Origin of the sequence: Endozoicomonas numazuensis, assembly GCF_000722635.1 — a bacterium.
Classification (GTDB): Bacteria; Pseudomonadota; Gammaproteobacteria; order Pseudomonadales; family Endozoicomonadaceae; genus Endozoicomonas_A; species Endozoicomonas_A numazuensis.
In genome coordinates this window covers 635941-650072 of sequence record NZ_JOKH01000002.1, presented here as the reverse complement: position 1 = coordinate 650072, position 14132 = coordinate 635941, and the positions used below count along the sequence as shown (strand labels likewise).

Sequence of the window (14132 nt, the reverse complement as noted above, 5' to 3'; positions counted from 1 at the left end):
GGCAAGAAACTCAGGGCATGCTTTGAAAGTAGCTTTTTAAGCGCTATTGCTTTTTTCAGAGCGGAAAGTGGAAATGATAAAACCTTCTTTTGCCGGAATGGCATCGCTGGCAGCAGCGATGTTCTCCAGTTTAGGGCTCGGGACTTTGGTGGCTGCCTTGCCAGCCGTTAGTCTATCCGTTTTATTTTATACCCAGATATCAGCAGGCCTTTCTCCAGCACCCTTCTGAAGCTGCCTTTTCAATGAGCAGGTCTGCCTTTCTGGTGTTAGCCGGTGTGACGTTGATCATGTCTATCTTGTCGGACAAGGTAGGCAGGTTGCCTATGATTTCTCTCGGCTGTTTTATTTTTATGCTCTTGCCCACCGGCTTTTGTCTGATGAGCTGTCAGGCATTTTCTCCCATTCTGGCTTTGATACCGCTGCTGCTGGGGTGCGGCATGGTCATGGGGGTCTATGAATCTTCTATGACTGAGTTATTCCCTACTCAGGCAAGATACAGTGGTATTGCTTTCTGCCATAACCTGGCATTTGCGGTTTGTGGAGGAGTGACTCCCATTGTTCTGGAGTGGCTGTGTGTCAGAGGGTGGTTGTTGTCTCCGGCTTTATTGCCTGTGATTGCCTGTGATTGCCTGTGATTGCCTGTGATAGTGGCATTTTTGCTTTACCTGTCCTCCTTGCGGTGGGAAGACAGGTATCAGAAAGAGCTTGCTCAGATATAGAAACTCTTAATCAAAACGATAGGAGAGGGTTCCCATCAACGTTTTGCGGCCATCAAACCCGGCCTCAAAAACAGCCTGCCAGTTTTCTGTGAATGATAAACTGGCGCCCAATAGCGGACTCCATGGATTATCCGCTTCGACATTCATTTCCATCACCATGGGGGTGTCCAGCCCCGGTAGAACTTGTTCTACAGTAATTCGCTGATCCAGCCACAGGTAGCTGACGCCTGCAGTCCAGGTGACGGGAATACCTGCAATGCGAGTGGTATAGCCCAGCCTTGGTGTTGCCATAATGGCGTTGACTTTTGATCGGACAACATTCAATTCAGTGCGTGTGGCATTCACGTCGAGGCTGGCTGACCAGGGACCTTTACCATACACCAGGGTGGCTCCCAATCCCCAGCTACTGCCATGATATTTTTGCTGGGTTGTGGTGTTGTCTGTTCGATCCCCGCCAGGAAAGTTGGGTGTGATATCAAAAGCCGTGGTGGTATTGACCTCTGTTTCTCCTTCCATGTAACCGTACATCACATAGAGGTTGAGAAAGGGCAAAACCCAGGCATCCAGTCTCAGGTTGGATGTCAGGCTTTTGTCGTCCACGTTGTTGAATTGCAGGTCGGTAATATACTGGCTGATATTACCCTGAAAAACGACACTGTCCAGCTTACTTTTTTGTTGCATGGACAGAGTTGTCAGAGACAGCCCCCAGGTTTTGGGGAAATGTGTCCCTTCGGGAATCCAGTCTTTACCAAACAGCGGGCCAGAGCCCTCAGCGAATTGAGAGCCCTCAGCGAATTGAGAGCCCTCAGCGAATTGAGAGCCCTCAGCGAATTGAGAGCCCTCAGCGAATTGAGAGCCTTCAGCGAATGCTCTGGGAATGAGTAATGGGAGCAGCATAAAGATTAATGTGGCTTTTCGTACAGCTTTCATGATGAGCTCATTTCTTATTGTTTTATGACTGCATTGGCAGAAGGTGTCTGAACTTCTCCAATGGAAGTTCAAGGCTAATCCTATGGAATTTTAAGGCTTGTGACAAATGTCTTAAGTTTGGTGGGTTGTATTGGAAAGGGTTTAGCTGTCGTTTTTATCATTGACTAAACTCATATGCAACTTAATGACTTTAGGCTCTCTGGGTTATGATCAAAGCAGTCCATGCATTTTTCCAAGCCATCTTACTTTTACTGATCGTTACCAGGCTGGCTGCAGAGTCAGTTCCGCTTCACTATTGGGTTAATAGTAAGCATGAATTTCAATACCTTCCAGAGCAAGGTCGATACCAGCTTAACTTTTTGATTAATACCGAAGAAGAGGAAACCTTCGAACTGGCAATAGTGTTACAGGGCGCAGATCCCCAATCCTGGCAATGGCCCGCAGACGTCAATAGCTATCATTGGACGCCTAACCCACATCGTATCATTGATGGTCAAAAAGGTTCTCTTGAAAACTACTTTCCAGTTTACTTGAGGCAAAAGGTACCAAATATTCTGGATATCCAGCAGCATTTTTCAAGTAAAGACGAATGGCATGATGTGCTGATCTTCCAGCAAGATAAAGAAAGAATTCAGCATTATCAACAAAGACGTTTATTAGAGATGTCTGCAAACCAGACAGAAAAAAACAACGTCCTAAAGGAAATCCAATCAAATATTTTTGGCTTTGCCGCAGCCGTTACCGGCGGTGTTTCATTAGTTCTGCTAACAGTTGGTATCCCAGTTGCTATCTACGTGGGTTATCGTTGGGGAAAATCGGCAGCAAGACAGAATAATCATATACACACACCTGAATTAGGCCAGATCGATTTACCTTATCGATCAGATCCTCAGTTGCTGCCACTTCCTGGGATTATTCGTTTTCCTTTTGATAATATCCAGCCTGGTGCATGTCAACAAGCTATACCGATGAACCCTATAAATGTCATGGCATCAGACCAACGCTCTCGTCCCGACAATATAGAGTCATCACACAGAACGCGAGAAGCATTTCCACCGACTCAACGGACTGATTTCTATCAGCCAAATCTCCAGTTTGCAGGTGAAAATTATTTTGAGACAGAATACGACGAGCAATCCTCGCCATCATTGGCTCCTAACGAGGATCCGTTTTGGTATCTGGACTCTGATGATGAGCCTGCTCGCTTATGCACAGATGTATGACAAGATGAATTTTTTATTGAAGTACGAGGAAGGATGTTATCAATGACTAAAAGAGCTATAGAGTATCACTGCTGTCCGGTTAAAAATCGAGAATAGGCGGGAAGTGCCTCAGAACCTCTTCAACCCATTGATAGCACTCATCTTTCGATTCCCATCCGGGCTGCTAGCACTGGAGCCTTATCGAGTAGATCTCGTACTTGCTGAAGGGGCTTAATGAGCCTCGTATTCATGATTATTTTCATCCAGTAATCATGAACGATAGATCTAAAAGCGTGAGGCTCATTTCATATTGGAGAAGACTGAAAGGGTTGTGATGGAGAAATAGCAGCTAGACTTCAGTCACCTCTGCCACTCGATGCAAGGTGTTGATGATGAATCATAATGTTTTGACAGAAGTGCTGGTCGCCAGTAAACAATGGGTCAAGCATTTCAATAAAGGTGATGTGGATTACTGTGTTTCAGCTTACTTGCCTGAGGCAGAGTTAATTGCTAAGCCTATGGGCACATTTGATAACCATGAGAGTATTGATCATTTCTGGCGCCCCTTTCTACAGTCAGGTGCCACAAGCCTTGAGTATCACCAAATCTGGCTGAAGCAAATAGACGACACGAAAGTCCAGTTGGGTGCTAACTGGACCATGAATATGGGAAAGGGGTGCATTTCATTGGAAGAGTGGGTTAAAACCGATGCGGGTATCTGGAAACTGTTTAAAGACCAGTTTGAAATTACCGATCAATATTAACCCTTCTGTCTTCTATTTCTGCCGGTTCCGATCAACCCGTTTCAGACAAATTTGCAGATCAATCTTTATCGGCTTTGGCAAACAGGTATGGAAATAGCTTCAATTTTTCATCCATTGTCAGAGTATTCATCTGTTCAATGTTTCTATCAGGAATACCATCAGGATCCGGGTAGTTAGCAATCGCTTTTTCCAAGCTATCTTCCCGGATAATGTGCAGGAGAGGATAAGGAGACCGGTTGGTCAGGTTCTCATCGTCTTCCGGATGGGTGTCGGCAAAGCAGTATTGAGGGTGAAAGCTGGCTACCTGAAATTTTCCTTCCCAGTGAAAGCCCCGCAGCAGGGCGTCTACGTGATGAAGAAACTGGTTGTAGTCATCAAAGTGCTGAAGCATGTCCGGAATGACTATCAGGGTCGTTTCCAGTTCACTGGCAGGTGTTTCGTCTGCAAGCGTCAGCTCAGACTGCAGTGTCTCCAATAGAGCTTCTTCTGTGGTGTCTGTTGAAAGGGTGATACGAATCTGATTGTGTTGCTCTGGCCAGGCGGCAAAAGGGCAGAGATTCAGACCAATCACTACTTCTTTAAGCCATTGGCGTACGGCTTCAATCTCTTTACTCATGGGGGGAAGTCCGGGTTAATGTATTGCGAAGTATGACAGAAAGCACTTTGCTGAGCACAAAAGCTGCAGGGATGGCCAGCAGCAGCCAGGCCGCGCAGGCAGCAAGAAGAGCAATGCCATATTGCTCTAGAAAAAGGCCAAAGTTCTCACCAGCCAGTGAAAAAGCGTCGGCCGGATTAATAGAGAGCGCTGGCAGGTCAAAAAGCCATCCTCCCATTTTTAAAAAAGGAATGAATAATAAAAACTGCAAAGGATAGGCGCAGTAGTTAGCGATCTGGATAGCGACCTGATTCAGGCGAAATATGGCAGCTACCAGGATACAAATTCCTGTTGTAATACCAAAGATTGGAAAAGAGGCGATGACTGCACCACAAGCCAGGCTACTGGCGAGTGCTTCCGGAGTCAGACCCTGTTTCAACAACCCCATAACAGGCTGAATCAGTTTGTTGTTGATCAATTGTTTCAGTGACGTCATTGTCGTGCTCAATAGAGGGCTATTATTTCTTGCCAGTGTCCTGTGGGGAGTTCTATTTCATCACCCAGATAGCTACCGATCAGTTTTCTGGAAACCGGTGCGTCGGGGTTGATGACGGTAATGGTTTTTCCCGCTATCGATAGTTGCATACCTCCTCCGACAGGACTGATAAAAAAGTACTCTTCATGCTTTTTTGCATCCTGAAGGACTGCCAGAGCACACAGGCCAATGGGATCGTCCACTGAATACTCTTTCATGATGAGCTTTCGAGCCTTCAACAGGTTCTGTTCCAGTTCCAGCACTCTTTCAGACTGGCCGTGGGCCAGGTAGGCCGCTTCCAGGGCCAGCGTGTCATACTGGTGTTCCGGCTTGTTTTCACTGTCACTGGCGGTCTTGTGGGCCTGGTTGGCGGCATTTAATGCGGAATGCCATTGCTGCTCCATTGCCGTGACGAGGGCTTCCTGAATCTGGTTCTTGTTCATAAACTACCAATCAGCTGAAAGGTTTGGCCATTACTCTGACAAGCTCTGTGGTCAGACAGCGCTACCCTGTTGATTTCGGTAAAAATACCGTAATGTGCATAAATACTATCAGTGATTATCAAGTCACTGCTGGTTGTGATTATTTACCCTGTACTGATGAGAGTGCGTGCATGTCTTCAAGTGAAATGGCTGTGGCCATTCTGTTGGTCTTGATCTGTTCCGGATTGTCCTGGCTGTTTGCCAGACAAAGAGCGGCTGCCGGAATGGCAAAGCTGGCTGCACAGGTGCAGCAACAGGGACTCCGAATGTCTGAACTTACCGCAGAGCAGGGTCAGTTTTCCAGTGAAAGGAACAAACTGCAACAGGATAATCGTGACCTGCACATTATAAAAGGAAAGCTTGAAGCGCTTCTGAATAATGAGAAGCGTCGGGTGCAGGAAAGAGAAGAACTGCTCAGGGATGGTTTGCTTAAACAGCAGGATGAGCAGGAAGCCCGGTTTACAGCAGAAAAACAGGTCCGGGAACTGAAGGTCAGGCTGGAAGAGCAACAACGGCAAAACGAAAAGTCACTGCGTCAGTTAGAAGAGAATAAACAGGCGCTCAAGGAAGAGTTTGGTAATCTGGCCAATGAAATTCTGGAAGCCAAGAGCAAGTCAGTTTCACAGCAGCATCAGGCGAGTTTGGAAAATCTGTTAAAACCTTTCAAAGAACAGCTGGGTGATTTTCGAAACAAGGTGGAAGAAGCCAGAAAAGCGGACAACGAAGGTCGAGCAGCGCTCAAACAGCAATTGGAGACCCTGTATCATCTGAACCAGAAAATTACGGATGAAGCAGGCAACCTGGCCAGAGCTCTGAAAGGCGACAAGAAACTCCAGGGTAACTGGGGTGAACTGCAGGTTGAAAAGATTCTGGAGAGCAGTGGTCTGATCAAAGGGCAGGAGTATGAGCGGGAAGCCAATTTTAAAGATGAAGAAGGCCAGAACAAGCGACCGGATTTTATCGTCTACCTGCCCGAAGAAAAGCATCTGATTATCGATTCCAAAGTGTCTCTGGTGGACTACCTGAGTTATGTGAATGCTGAAACGGATGCCGAGCGTGAAGTGGCTCTGAAGCGGCATATACAGAGCATCAGAAACCACATTCGCAGTCTCAACGAAAAAGATTACCCCTCGCTACCAGAGATAAAAGCTCCGGACTTTGTCTTCATGTTTATGCCTATTGAACCGGCTTTTCTGGTGGCGTTTCAGCATGACCAGCAGTTATTCAATGAAGCTTTTGAGAAACGTATTGTCGTGGTAACGCCCACAACACTTCTGGCCACTCTCAGAACAGTTTCTAACCTCTGGACTATTGAGAGGCAGAATGCCAATGCCCGTAAGCTGGCAGACAAGGCTCGTCAGGTGTACGACAAACTTCGTATTTTTGTAGAGAAGATGGAAAAGTTGGATCAGCAGCTGACTAGTGCCAGAGGCACTTATGATGATGCAATGGGCACGCTGAAACATGGCCGGGGTAATCTAATCTCTCAGGCCGATCAGTTCTTAACGTTAGGTGTTCGGGTTAAAAAAGAGCTACCCAGACAGACGCTGGAAACCGCAGATTTGGGAAGTGATATCGCCATCGAGTCTGAACAGGCTTTCAGCGATGATATTGAAGAATGATCAAGTTGTGCTGAAAATACACGACGGTGTTTAATTAGTGGAAGATGGCCAGTTCCTGACTGTTAGGCACCATGGACCAGCCGAATGCATGAGATTGGGTGGTCTTAAGCGTTTTATGAAGAGAAAACCTTCCACCTTTTCGTTTGAAGTAGTGATGCACGGAGCCTGTATCAGGGTTGCTGATAAAAAAATGCGGATCACTCAGGGCAATGTCAAAGGTAAAGAGTAAGAAAGTACAAAGTAGGGCAGAAGAGGGAGGTAGAGACCCTTGACGTTCACGTTGGCCTGCAAGAAGAAAATGAGTTTATTGTGGCGTTATTATAGGTAACCTGTTCGGGATGGCTGTTGTCCTGTAGCCCCCCAGAGAATAAAGCAATGAAAAATGTACTGATTACTGGCTGTTCCTCCGGCATTGGCCTTGCGCTTGCCCTGGAGTTGAATCAAAGAAAATATAAAGTGTGGGCTACAGCCAGAAATCTGGAGTCGATTCAATCTTTGTCCGAACAAGGCATCAAAACTGCAGAGTTGGATGTGACCGATGAAGCGCAGATTACCCGGGTATTGGAGGAGATAAGGGCAGAGGATGGCAAGGTGGATATCCTGATCAATAATGCCGGGTATGGTGGCATGGGAGCAGTGGCTGAGTTACCCCGTGAAGAACTTCTGAAACAGTTTGAGACCAATGTTTTTGCTCCGGTATTGCTGGCTAACCAGGTCATCCAAGAGATGAGTGCCAATAAAGAAGGGGTCATCATCAATATTGGCAGTATTTCAGGAGAGGTGACGACGCCTTTCTCCGGACTTTACTGTGCCTCAAAAGCTGCTTTTAATGCTTTTTCTGATGCTCTTAGGATGGAACTTCAACCTTTTGGCATTAAAGTACTGACGGTCCTCCCCGGAGCGATTCAGTCACGATTTGCTGAGAATGCTAATATTGCCCTGGATCGGGTGTTTGCAAAGGGCTCTCTGTATTTTCCTATTGAAGAGGGTGTCAGGGCGAGAGCGAATGCTTCTCAGGACAGACCTACGCCGGCTGAAAAAGTGGCGTCAGAGATCGCGAAATGGTTGGAGTCGCCAGGTCATCAGGGTATTTTGAGAGTCGGTAACGGCAGCAGAGCCTTACCGGGTCTGAAAAGACTGCTGCCTGTTTCGTGGTTTGAGGCTATTCTGAGGCGTCGATTCAGACTGAACCGTTTGTCTGTTAAGTAATTGCCCTTAAAACGGAAAAAAAGTGCATTTTGGCTTTGCCTTTCATGCAGACCTGCTATAAAGTACGGCTCCGTTCGCAGCAACAGACGCGGACGACAGCGACGGTGAGGTGTCCGAGTGGCCGAAGGAGCACGCCTGGAAAGTGTGTATACGGAAACGTATCGAGGGTTCGAATCCCTCCCTCACCGCCAGAATTGAAAAAAGAACAACGCACTCGTAGCTCAGCTGGATAGAGTACTCGGCTACGAACCGAGCGGTCGAAGGTTCGAATCCTTCCGAGTGCGCCATATTCAAAAAGCCCTGTATTTCTCGAAGAAAGCAGGGCTTTTTGTCGTTTTAGAGGTTGGTTTTTTCTGGCTCCCTGCCTGCCTTATAATCATCCTCTGTCTTATAACTGCGTACCTGGAAAATTCTTAAAAAAGCCGATTTTTGGCCATTTTTGGGCTATTTTTTCTCTCTCTTCTCTAAATAACGTACTTCGGCCACTTTGAAGTACGCTATTTGATTTCCTCTTTATAATCAGTGTGTTGCCGGTGGTTTTTGGTCATTCAAACGGGTGTTTAGTTTGCACTTTTGTAGCGGTATGTGTGGGGAACCTTCTACGAACCTTTTTATAGTCATTCTTGTTCGGGGTTGTAATTCCAAGCTGTCGCCCATACAGATACTGGGAGAGCAAATTAAAAAACCGAATCACAAGGGAGTGTTGTGTGCAACAGATGGTAGTACAACCAGGTGATGTTGTAGTCACCGATTTCAATTTTGGCCCTATGCCTTATCAGCATTGGTCACTTGTTTCTGACCGGAAATGTGGCAAGGGACAATACATGCTCATTTCTGCTACTGACCGAACAGGCACTGTGCAAGAAGAAACATGGGATGTGGTTACCCAAGGTAAAAAGACTTATGTAGCGGACATTCAATTCAATACTTCACTTTCTGAACTATTGGGTAGAGCTCGGACACAAATTGGTTCATGGGACTACTGTGTTCGGACAAAGAACTGTGAGCATTTCATTAAATGGGCTGGTGGGCTGAAAGTTACCTCAGCTCAAGTCAGAAATGGTGTCGGCGCAGGGGTCGCGACTGTAGCTGTAGTTGCCGTTCTGGCAGAAAAACCTACGGCTTTGAAATATCTGGGTGGTTTTGTCTTGGCCGCTGGCATTGCAGTGGCACTAACCAAGGCGGCAGAGAAAACCGATTAGTCTTCCGGTATCCCCAATGCCTTCTTCTGCTCTGACCAGAGCAGGGGGAAAGGCTTCATAAAGTCAGCCAGTGTCAGCCCACCCAGACTTCTGCCATCAATGATGGCCTCTTGAATTTCTGGTGACAGGGTGGTCAGGCGCAGAATTCGAGACGCATAGCTGACACTGGTAATCCCTTCCTTCTGGGCCAGCGTATTCAGGTGCTGCTCTTTGCCAGACTCCAATGCCTTCAACCATCGATGCGCCCTGACCAGAGCATTCCTCAAAGCTGGATCGGCCTCTTCCAGCACAGGACGACCATCCGGTGTGGTAATCTGGGTCTTACCTTTGCGGCTGATGAACTTGATGGGGATATGCACCAGAATGCAGTTCTCGTCTTCGAGGTAGGTGCGGGTGGCTTTTCCGGTTACTTTTATGGCCATGTCACTTCTCCTTGTAACTCGTTAGTAATGGTGGGTATCCCTTCCTGATTGACGCGAATACTGATGCCCTGCTGGTGGACATCTATACGACTGACCAGCAGTTTCATCAAACGGCGCTGCTCTTCTGGAAACAGCAGGTTCCAGATATCCGACAGATCGTTCAGGGCTTCCCTGACCTGATCTTCATTGAGCGTTTCCTGATCCGTTAGCATCTGCCAGGTGGTGAAAATGATCTCCGGTTGCTTCAGTAAATCCCGGAGATGCTCCACTACCAGAAACTCAATCTCTTTCGCAGGCACTGTAGGCAGGGGTGAGTGTTTGTGACCGTGCTTCCGGGCCATGCTGCTGACGTAGTAGCGGTGGAGTTTGCCCTTGCTGCGGGTGGCCGTGGGTATCAGGGCTTCCTGTTCTGGTCCGAACAGAAAACCCCGCAGAAACGAAGGGCTGCGCCTGTGTCGGCTGTCTGTTTGCCGGTTTGAGCTGTTGCCCTGAAGAATGGCCTCTACCTTTGCCCAGACCTCCAGTTTGATGAGGGCTTTGTGCTCTCCGGGATACCATTCTCCCTTGTGGCCGATCTCACCAATATAGAGGCGGCTCTTCAGCAGCTTGTAGATGGCGGTGCGGGTGAACTTCTTACTACCGGCTACTTTGCCGTCCTTGCGAGGCAGTCGTTTGGTGCGGAAACCCATGTCGTTCATCCGCTCGGCGGTTTCAATTTGGGAGCGGGTTTCAATAAAGGTCTTGAAGATTTCCCGGATAATCACCGCTTCCCCTTCATTGGGAATCAGCTTGCGATCCACCACGTCATAGCCCAATGGAGGCGTACCGCCCATCCACTTGCCTTTCTTCTTGGAGAGCAGGAACTTGTCCCTGATTCGTTCGCCAGTCACTTCCCGTTCAAACTGGGCAAACGACAGTAGAATGTTTAACGTCAGCCGTCCCATGCTGCTGGTGGTATTGAACTGTTGGGTCACCGCCACGAACGAAACTTGGTGCTTGTCGAACACTTCCACCAGCCGGGCAAAGTCAGCCAGTGATCTGGAGAGACGGTCGACTTTATAAACAACCACCACATCAATCTTCCCGGCTTCAACATCTTTCATCAGTCGCTGAAGCGCAGGCCGTTCCATATTGCCCCCGGAAAAGCCACCATCGTCGTACTCATCCGGCACCAGAATCCAGCCTTCCTGTTTCTGGGAAGTGATGTAGGCTTCTCCGGCCTCCCGTTGGGCATGGAGTGAATTGAATTCCTGCTCTAGCCCTTCCTCGGAAGATTTACGGGTGTAGACCGCGCAACGTTTGATGTCCTTGATCTTACTTTTACTTTTGGCCATGGCTGCTTCCTTTCAATCCAAAGAACACCGGCCCTGACCAGTGACTTCCAGTAATCAGCTTGGCGATCCCAGACAAGCTCCTGTACATCTGCCCTCGATACTCAAAGCCCTCTTTGGTGACTATCACCTCATGGGTTTCCCCTTCATATTCTTTAGTAATCCGGGTGCCTGCTGGTGGCTTGTTGACTCTGGCCTTGGGCACAGGCTTGTCTTTAGCAGAGGGTTGTTGCAACCGTTGCAATCGGTTCTTGTGTTTCTCGGAAAGACTCCCCAGTTCCAGCTCCTGAATCCGAAAGGATAATCTTTGTCGTAGCAGTCGTTTATTCAGCTTGGGCGCATCGGTGCCATAGAGTTTCGGCCAGAGTTCCAGCAGTGCCTTGGTGGACATCTTCTGAATAGCCGCCACCTTGGCTGCCAGGCTTGACTGTTCGGATAATTCATTCTTCATTGTTGGACTCCTGTCGTTGAACCTTATGAGACATACAGGCTCTGGTTCCGGCATTAGTCCAGTGTTCTTTCTCTCTTTCGGCGTTTTCCGGCTCCTGCTGCTTTTTATGGCGACGTTCAATACCGACAGCCAGAATCTGGCAGATAGCCAGGGTATTGGGGTGCGGCTGGTGACTTGATGGGGTTTTGTTCATGGTTGTGCTCCCATCCCTGGGTGGTGCGGATCTACTCCTTATTGTTGGTAGCTCGGTGGTTTTTGTAAAAGGGCAATTTGTCCTGATCTGTCCTGCATCTGTTTCGTTTAGATGGGATTGTCTTTCAAAGGGATTTATTGACCATGAAATCAATTGTCTATAAGTTGGATCATTCCACCTGAAGTTAGGGATCAACTTACGCCATGGCAAGGAGCCAGTATGAAGGCAGTCCATCAAGTACTGCACGGCGTTGATCTTGAGTCAGATACCTTTTTCGAACTCTGCAAGATTGACCTGAAAGCCGTCTCTCCGGGTACTACCCGAATCATTACTCCCAAAGAAGTCTACAAACATGTCTTGAAGCTGGATGAGCACGACCAGGCTCGTCTGGAATACCTGGCTACGCGGATTGTAGGTCTGGCCAGTGAGGTCGGGCAGCGGGTTATGAGTGACCTGTCCCATAACACCACCAGCAACCCTTACGACAATGCGCTCCGACTTCTGGCGGCTAATGAGAGCGATTTCAGAAAGGCCGAAGAGATCCGCTATGTGGAGTATCACCGGCATCATGGTCGCATGTGGGATGGCTACTATCTCACTGCTCCAGTACCCCTGGACAAAGATGTTGATCTGGCTGATTTTGTGCAGAAGCTGAGAGCTCATTTCAATAATGACAAGCTGGTGGTCAGGCGGCAGAAACGACAACGTCATAGTGAGCATCATGCTTTGGTCACTGTGCTGCAGTTTATTATTTACCGGGAAGGCCTACCTGTCAGTTTTGAGGTGCTCGATGAAGAAGGCAAGGATGTCATTCTGGAAACCATCCACCCGGCTCGTGAGTATGCGGTCACTTATGAGCCGGAGACCGGTATCATCGAGTTATATGCAGATCAGAAAGTCATTCGTGACGTGCTGAAGCAAACCTTCTGTGAGTCGGTCCTGGATCAGGAAGACAGTCCTGAAAAGCTGAAGCTCAGGCCGGTTAATCTGGAGATCTTCCGTCAGCGCCCCAACTTTGAGGACAGCTTCGAGCTGAAGTTCGGAATCAAGGAAGCGGTGGTCAAAGAGATCGATACCCAGGTCAGTCCTGGACAAGGTATTACTGTCTATAAAGCCACCCCAAGAAAAGCTTTTCGTTCCGATGCCTATCAGAATCTGGACGATAACGGTGTCAGCCTGGAAGATAGCCGGAAATACAAAATACGAAGCGTTACCCTGGCCTTTCATTGTGAAGCTACTGATGATCTGCCGGAAGAAACCATTGTTGTACGGCTCAGTGCGCCCAATAGTTGCTCCCTGCGTGACTTGTCGCAGCGTGAGCGTTACCTGAACCATGACCTATTGGTGCAGATGGGTATTCTTCTGGAGGATAAAGATAAGGACAAGGGTAATGAAGCGAGAAGCGTTTGATTTCTTACAAAGTTGTTTTGAGGCAGCTACGAATAAAGAACGGATCAGTGAGCTGAAGTTCTATTACCCTGAGTGCTGGCAGGACATCATTGGCAATAATGCCTTTATCCCGAAAGGCCCTGCCGATGACCGACTGATCATGGTGGACTACCCGGATGATCTGCAGGACGGCTATCGTCAGGTGCACAGGGTCAAGGATGAGTTTGTCTACTATTACAACGGCTGCCATAAGGTCACGGACGATGAGTTGAGGATGTACAAATTCCGGATGGAGTGGTTCCCGGAGTGGCTGGCTGAAAAGCTCAATCTGGACCAAGTCGAACCCCTACTGGATGACCGGGTCTGGAAGCTGGGAGAGATTAAAGGCGTCACGGTATTACTGATTCGAGAGCTGAACCCGAATTTTGACGATATTGCGGATTGTTTGTTTGCTCAACCCTTGTCGTCCTGTGTGGTGATTTCCAGGCAAAAGCCCAAGTCCCGGTATATGGTTTTACCTCCGGGGTTTCAGCTGCTGCCTCTGGATGAGTTATTGCCTAAAGGGTCACTCGCTGTCGACTATAACCGGTTTCTTTCGTACGTTGATCCGGATCAGGCACGACTAGAGCGGGTAGGGATTATCTGGGATGAGCATAACGGAATACTGAGGGTGTTAGGCCATGATCCCTGGCTACTGAAAGGTGGACCAGCTCGATGCCAGCTGGTGGATCAGTTGGTACAGGCCGGTAAAAGAAGTGCTCCCCGAATTCTGACCCAATTACTCCTGGAAGAGTCCAGTTCCAGCAATCTCAGCCAGTTCTTCCATAAAGAACCTCGCTGGAGGGAATTCATTGCTTATGAACCGGGTGCTTCAGGGCGCTGTTGGTTGAAAGCATTTGAAGAGCTGGAGATGTTTCAGACATCCGAAGTGTGATCAACCAATCACAATGACATCAATACCGGCCCCTGAGCCGGTTTTTTTTGCATTAATTTCAGAAAAAAGCGTCCTCCTACAGTTTCTCCTACAGCTCCTACACTTCTCCTACAGTCACTCCCCCAGTATCAGTCTTGCATGAACACGAAAAG

General features: G+C 48.1%; 17 protein-coding genes and 2 tRNA genes. 11 read left to right on the top strand and 8 right to left on the bottom strand.

The genetic code is table 11. The features are described from left to right. Window positions 1-242 precede the first annotated feature (242 nt). On the top strand, window positions 243-635 hold the full coding sequence (locus tag GZ78_RS10245) for an MFS transporter (RefSeq protein WP_034835198.1): 393 nt from the start codon (window positions 243-245) through the stop codon (window positions 633-635). Window positions 636-725: 90 nt separating this feature from the next. Here GZ78_RS10245 and GZ78_RS10240 read toward each other — a convergent pair whose 3' ends face one another. After that, window positions 726-1649 (bottom strand): hypothetical protein, encoded by a 924-nt coding sequence (locus GZ78_RS10240; protein WP_034835196.1) that lies wholly within the window; start codon window positions 1647-1649, stop codon window positions 726-728. A 206-nt stretch (window positions 1650-1855) separates the two neighbouring features. On the opposite strand from GZ78_RS10240, the gene GZ78_RS10235 reads away from it, so the two are divergent. Next, window positions 1856-2872, top strand: coding sequence for a hypothetical protein (locus tag GZ78_RS10235; RefSeq protein ID WP_034835195.1), 1017 nt, complete (start codon window positions 1856-1858; stop codon window positions 2870-2872). Window positions 2873-3240: 368 nt separating this feature from the next. After that, window positions 3241-3615 carry a Cif family virulence factor gene (locus GZ78_RS10230; protein WP_051786030.1) on the top strand — a complete coding sequence of 125 codons (375 nt, stop codon included), beginning with the start codon at window positions 3241-3243 and terminating at the stop codon, window positions 3613-3615. 58 nt (window positions 3616-3673) lie between these two features. Here GZ78_RS10230 and GZ78_RS10225 read toward each other — a convergent pair whose 3' ends face one another. Genes GZ78_RS10225 through GZ78_RS10215 form a run of 3 tightly spaced genes read right to left on the bottom strand, consistent with a single transcriptional unit; the run spans window position 3674 to window position 5188 of the window. Next, a complete protein-coding gene (locus GZ78_RS10225; RefSeq protein ID WP_034835193.1) occupies window positions 3674-4231 on the bottom strand; it encodes a DUF1415 domain-containing protein in 558 nt (185 codons plus the stop codon). Then, complete coding sequence (locus tag GZ78_RS27380; protein WP_051786029.1) at window positions 4224-4706, bottom strand: DUF2062 domain-containing protein; 483 nt, start codon at window positions 4704-4706, stop codon at window positions 4224-4226. Before GZ78_RS27380 ends, GZ78_RS10225 begins: the two co-directional genes overlap by 8 nt. An 8-nt stretch (window positions 4707-4714) precedes the next feature. Beyond that, the gene (locus GZ78_RS10215; protein WP_034835191.1) at window positions 4715-5188 is read right to left on the bottom strand and encodes a hypothetical protein; all 474 of its coding nucleotides are present in this window, start codon (window positions 5186-5188) and stop codon (window positions 4715-4717) included. A 170-nt stretch (window positions 5189-5358) separates the two neighbouring features. On the opposite strand from GZ78_RS10215, the gene rmuC reads away from it, so the two are divergent. The 6 genes from rmuC to GZ78_RS10190 all read left to right on the top strand — a co-directional run bounded on the left by rmuC (window position 5359) and on the right by GZ78_RS10190 (window position 9260). Beyond that, the gene (gene rmuC / locus GZ78_RS10210) at window positions 5359-6849 is read left to right on the top strand and encodes a DNA recombination protein RmuC (RefSeq protein WP_034836372.1); all 1491 of its coding nucleotides are present in this window, start codon (window positions 5359-5361) and stop codon (window positions 6847-6849) included. 88 nt (window positions 6850-6937) lie between these two features. Continuing rightward, window positions 6938-7078 carry a hypothetical protein gene (locus GZ78_RS30275; RefSeq protein WP_236631524.1) on the top strand — a complete coding sequence of 47 codons (141 nt, stop codon included), beginning with the start codon at window positions 6938-6940 and terminating at the stop codon, window positions 7076-7078. Between the two features lie 146 nt (window positions 7079-7224). Continuing rightward, entirely contained in the window at window positions 7225-8058 is an 834-nt protein-coding gene (locus tag GZ78_RS10205) for an SDR family oxidoreductase (protein WP_034835189.1), read from the top strand. 103 nt (window positions 8059-8161) lie between these two features. Further along, a tRNA-Ser gene (locus GZ78_RS10200) sits at window positions 8162-8249 on the top strand. Between the two features lie 19 nt (window positions 8250-8268). Beyond that, window positions 8269-8345 (top strand) — tRNA-Arg (locus tag GZ78_RS10195). 429 nt (window positions 8346-8774) lie between these two features. Then, window positions 8775-9260 carry a lecithin retinol acyltransferase family protein gene (locus tag GZ78_RS10190; RefSeq protein ID WP_034835188.1) on the top strand — a complete coding sequence of 162 codons (486 nt, stop codon included), beginning with the start codon at window positions 8775-8777 and terminating at the stop codon, window positions 9258-9260. On the opposite strand, the gene GZ78_RS10185 is transcribed toward GZ78_RS10190, so the two are convergent. From GZ78_RS10185 to GZ78_RS28865, 4 genes are read right to left on the bottom strand one after another with little or no spacing between them, the layout of a single operon-like run. Next, entirely contained in the window at window positions 9257-9682 is a 426-nt protein-coding gene (locus GZ78_RS10185) for a hypothetical protein (RefSeq protein WP_051786027.1), read from the bottom strand. The genes GZ78_RS10190 and GZ78_RS10185 overlap by 4 nt on opposite strands. Next, window positions 9673-11016 (bottom strand): recombinase family protein, encoded by a 1344-nt coding sequence (locus tag GZ78_RS10180; RefSeq protein ID WP_034835186.1) that lies wholly within the window; start codon window positions 11014-11016, stop codon window positions 9673-9675. Before GZ78_RS10180 ends, GZ78_RS10185 begins: the two co-directional genes overlap by 10 nt. Next, entirely contained in the window at window positions 11003-11464 is a 462-nt protein-coding gene (locus GZ78_RS10175; RefSeq protein ID WP_034835185.1) for a DUF2924 domain-containing protein, read from the bottom strand. The genes GZ78_RS10180 and GZ78_RS10175 overlap by 14 nt, the downstream gene beginning before the upstream one ends. Further along, window positions 11454-11657, bottom strand: coding sequence for a hypothetical protein (locus tag GZ78_RS28865; RefSeq protein ID WP_034835183.1), 204 nt, complete (start codon window positions 11655-11657; stop codon window positions 11454-11456). The genes GZ78_RS10175 and GZ78_RS28865 overlap by 11 nt, the downstream gene beginning before the upstream one ends. A gap of 219 nt (window positions 11658-11876) precedes the next feature. Between GZ78_RS28865 and GZ78_RS10165 the strand changes: the two genes are divergently transcribed. Then, the gene (locus GZ78_RS10165) at window positions 11877-13067 is read left to right on the top strand and encodes a hypothetical protein (protein WP_034835182.1); all 1191 of its coding nucleotides are present in this window, start codon (window positions 11877-11879) and stop codon (window positions 13065-13067) included. Continuing rightward, window positions 13048-13980 carry a hypothetical protein gene (locus tag GZ78_RS10160; RefSeq protein WP_034835180.1) on the top strand — a complete coding sequence of 311 codons (933 nt, stop codon included), beginning with the start codon at window positions 13048-13050 and terminating at the stop codon, window positions 13978-13980. The genes GZ78_RS10165 and GZ78_RS10160 overlap by 20 nt, the downstream gene beginning before the upstream one ends. The last annotated feature ends 152 nt before the right edge of the window (window positions 13981-14132 follow it).

What these genes read in the sequence shown, in the direction of transcription:
- GZ78_RS10245 (WP_034835198.1), top strand. Translation starts at nt 243, where the DNA reads ATGAGCAGGTCTGCCTTTCTGGTGTTAGCCGGTGTGACGTTGATCATG.
- GZ78_RS10240 (WP_034835196.1), bottom strand. Translation starts at nt 1,649, where the DNA reads ATGAAAGCTGTACGAAAAGCCACATTAATCTTTATGCTGCTCCCATTA.
- GZ78_RS10235 (WP_034835195.1), top strand. Translation starts at nt 1,856, where the DNA reads ATGATCAAAGCAGTCCATGCATTTTTCCAAGCCATCTTACTTTTACTG.
- GZ78_RS10230 (WP_051786030.1), top strand. Translation starts at nt 3,241, where the DNA reads ATGATGAATCATAATGTTTTGACAGAAGTGCTGGTCGCCAGTAAACAA.
- GZ78_RS10225 (WP_034835193.1), bottom strand. Translation starts at nt 4,231, where the DNA reads ATGAGTAAAGAGATTGAAGCCGTACGCCAATGGCTTAAAGAAGTAGTG.
- GZ78_RS27380 (WP_051786029.1), bottom strand. Translation starts at nt 4,706, where the DNA reads ATGACGTCACTGAAACAATTGATCAACAACAAACTGATTCAGCCTGTT.
- GZ78_RS10215 (WP_034835191.1), bottom strand. Translation starts at nt 5,188, where the DNA reads ATGAACAAGAACCAGATTCAGGAAGCCCTCGTCACGGCAATGGAGCAG.
- rmuC (WP_034836372.1), top strand. Translation starts at nt 5,359, where the DNA reads ATGTCTTCAAGTGAAATGGCTGTGGCCATTCTGTTGGTCTTGATCTGT.
- GZ78_RS30275 (WP_236631524.1), top strand. Translation starts at nt 6,938, where the DNA reads ATGAGATTGGGTGGTCTTAAGCGTTTTATGAAGAGAAAACCTTCCACC.
- GZ78_RS10205 (WP_034835189.1), top strand. Translation starts at nt 7,225, where the DNA reads ATGAAAAATGTACTGATTACTGGCTGTTCCTCCGGCATTGGCCTTGCG.
- GZ78_RS10190 (WP_034835188.1), top strand. Translation starts at nt 8,775, where the DNA reads ATGGTAGTACAACCAGGTGATGTTGTAGTCACCGATTTCAATTTTGGC.
- GZ78_RS10185 (WP_051786027.1), bottom strand. Translation starts at nt 9,682, where the DNA reads ATGGCCATAAAAGTAACCGGAAAAGCCACCCGCACCTACCTCGAAGAC.
- GZ78_RS10180 (WP_034835186.1), bottom strand. Translation starts at nt 11,016, where the DNA reads ATGGCCAAAAGTAAAAGTAAGATCAAGGACATCAAACGTTGCGCGGTC.
- GZ78_RS10175 (WP_034835185.1), bottom strand. Translation starts at nt 11,464, where the DNA reads ATGAAGAATGAATTATCCGAACAGTCAAGCCTGGCAGCCAAGGTGGCG.
- GZ78_RS28865 (WP_034835183.1), bottom strand. Translation starts at nt 11,657, where the DNA reads ATGAACAAAACCCCATCAAGTCACCAGCCGCACCCCAATACCCTGGCT.
- GZ78_RS10165 (WP_034835182.1), top strand. Translation starts at nt 11,877, where the DNA reads ATGAAGGCAGTCCATCAAGTACTGCACGGCGTTGATCTTGAGTCAGAT.
- GZ78_RS10160 (WP_034835180.1), top strand. Translation starts at nt 13,048, where the DNA reads ATGAAGCGAGAAGCGTTTGATTTCTTACAAAGTTGTTTTGAGGCAGCT.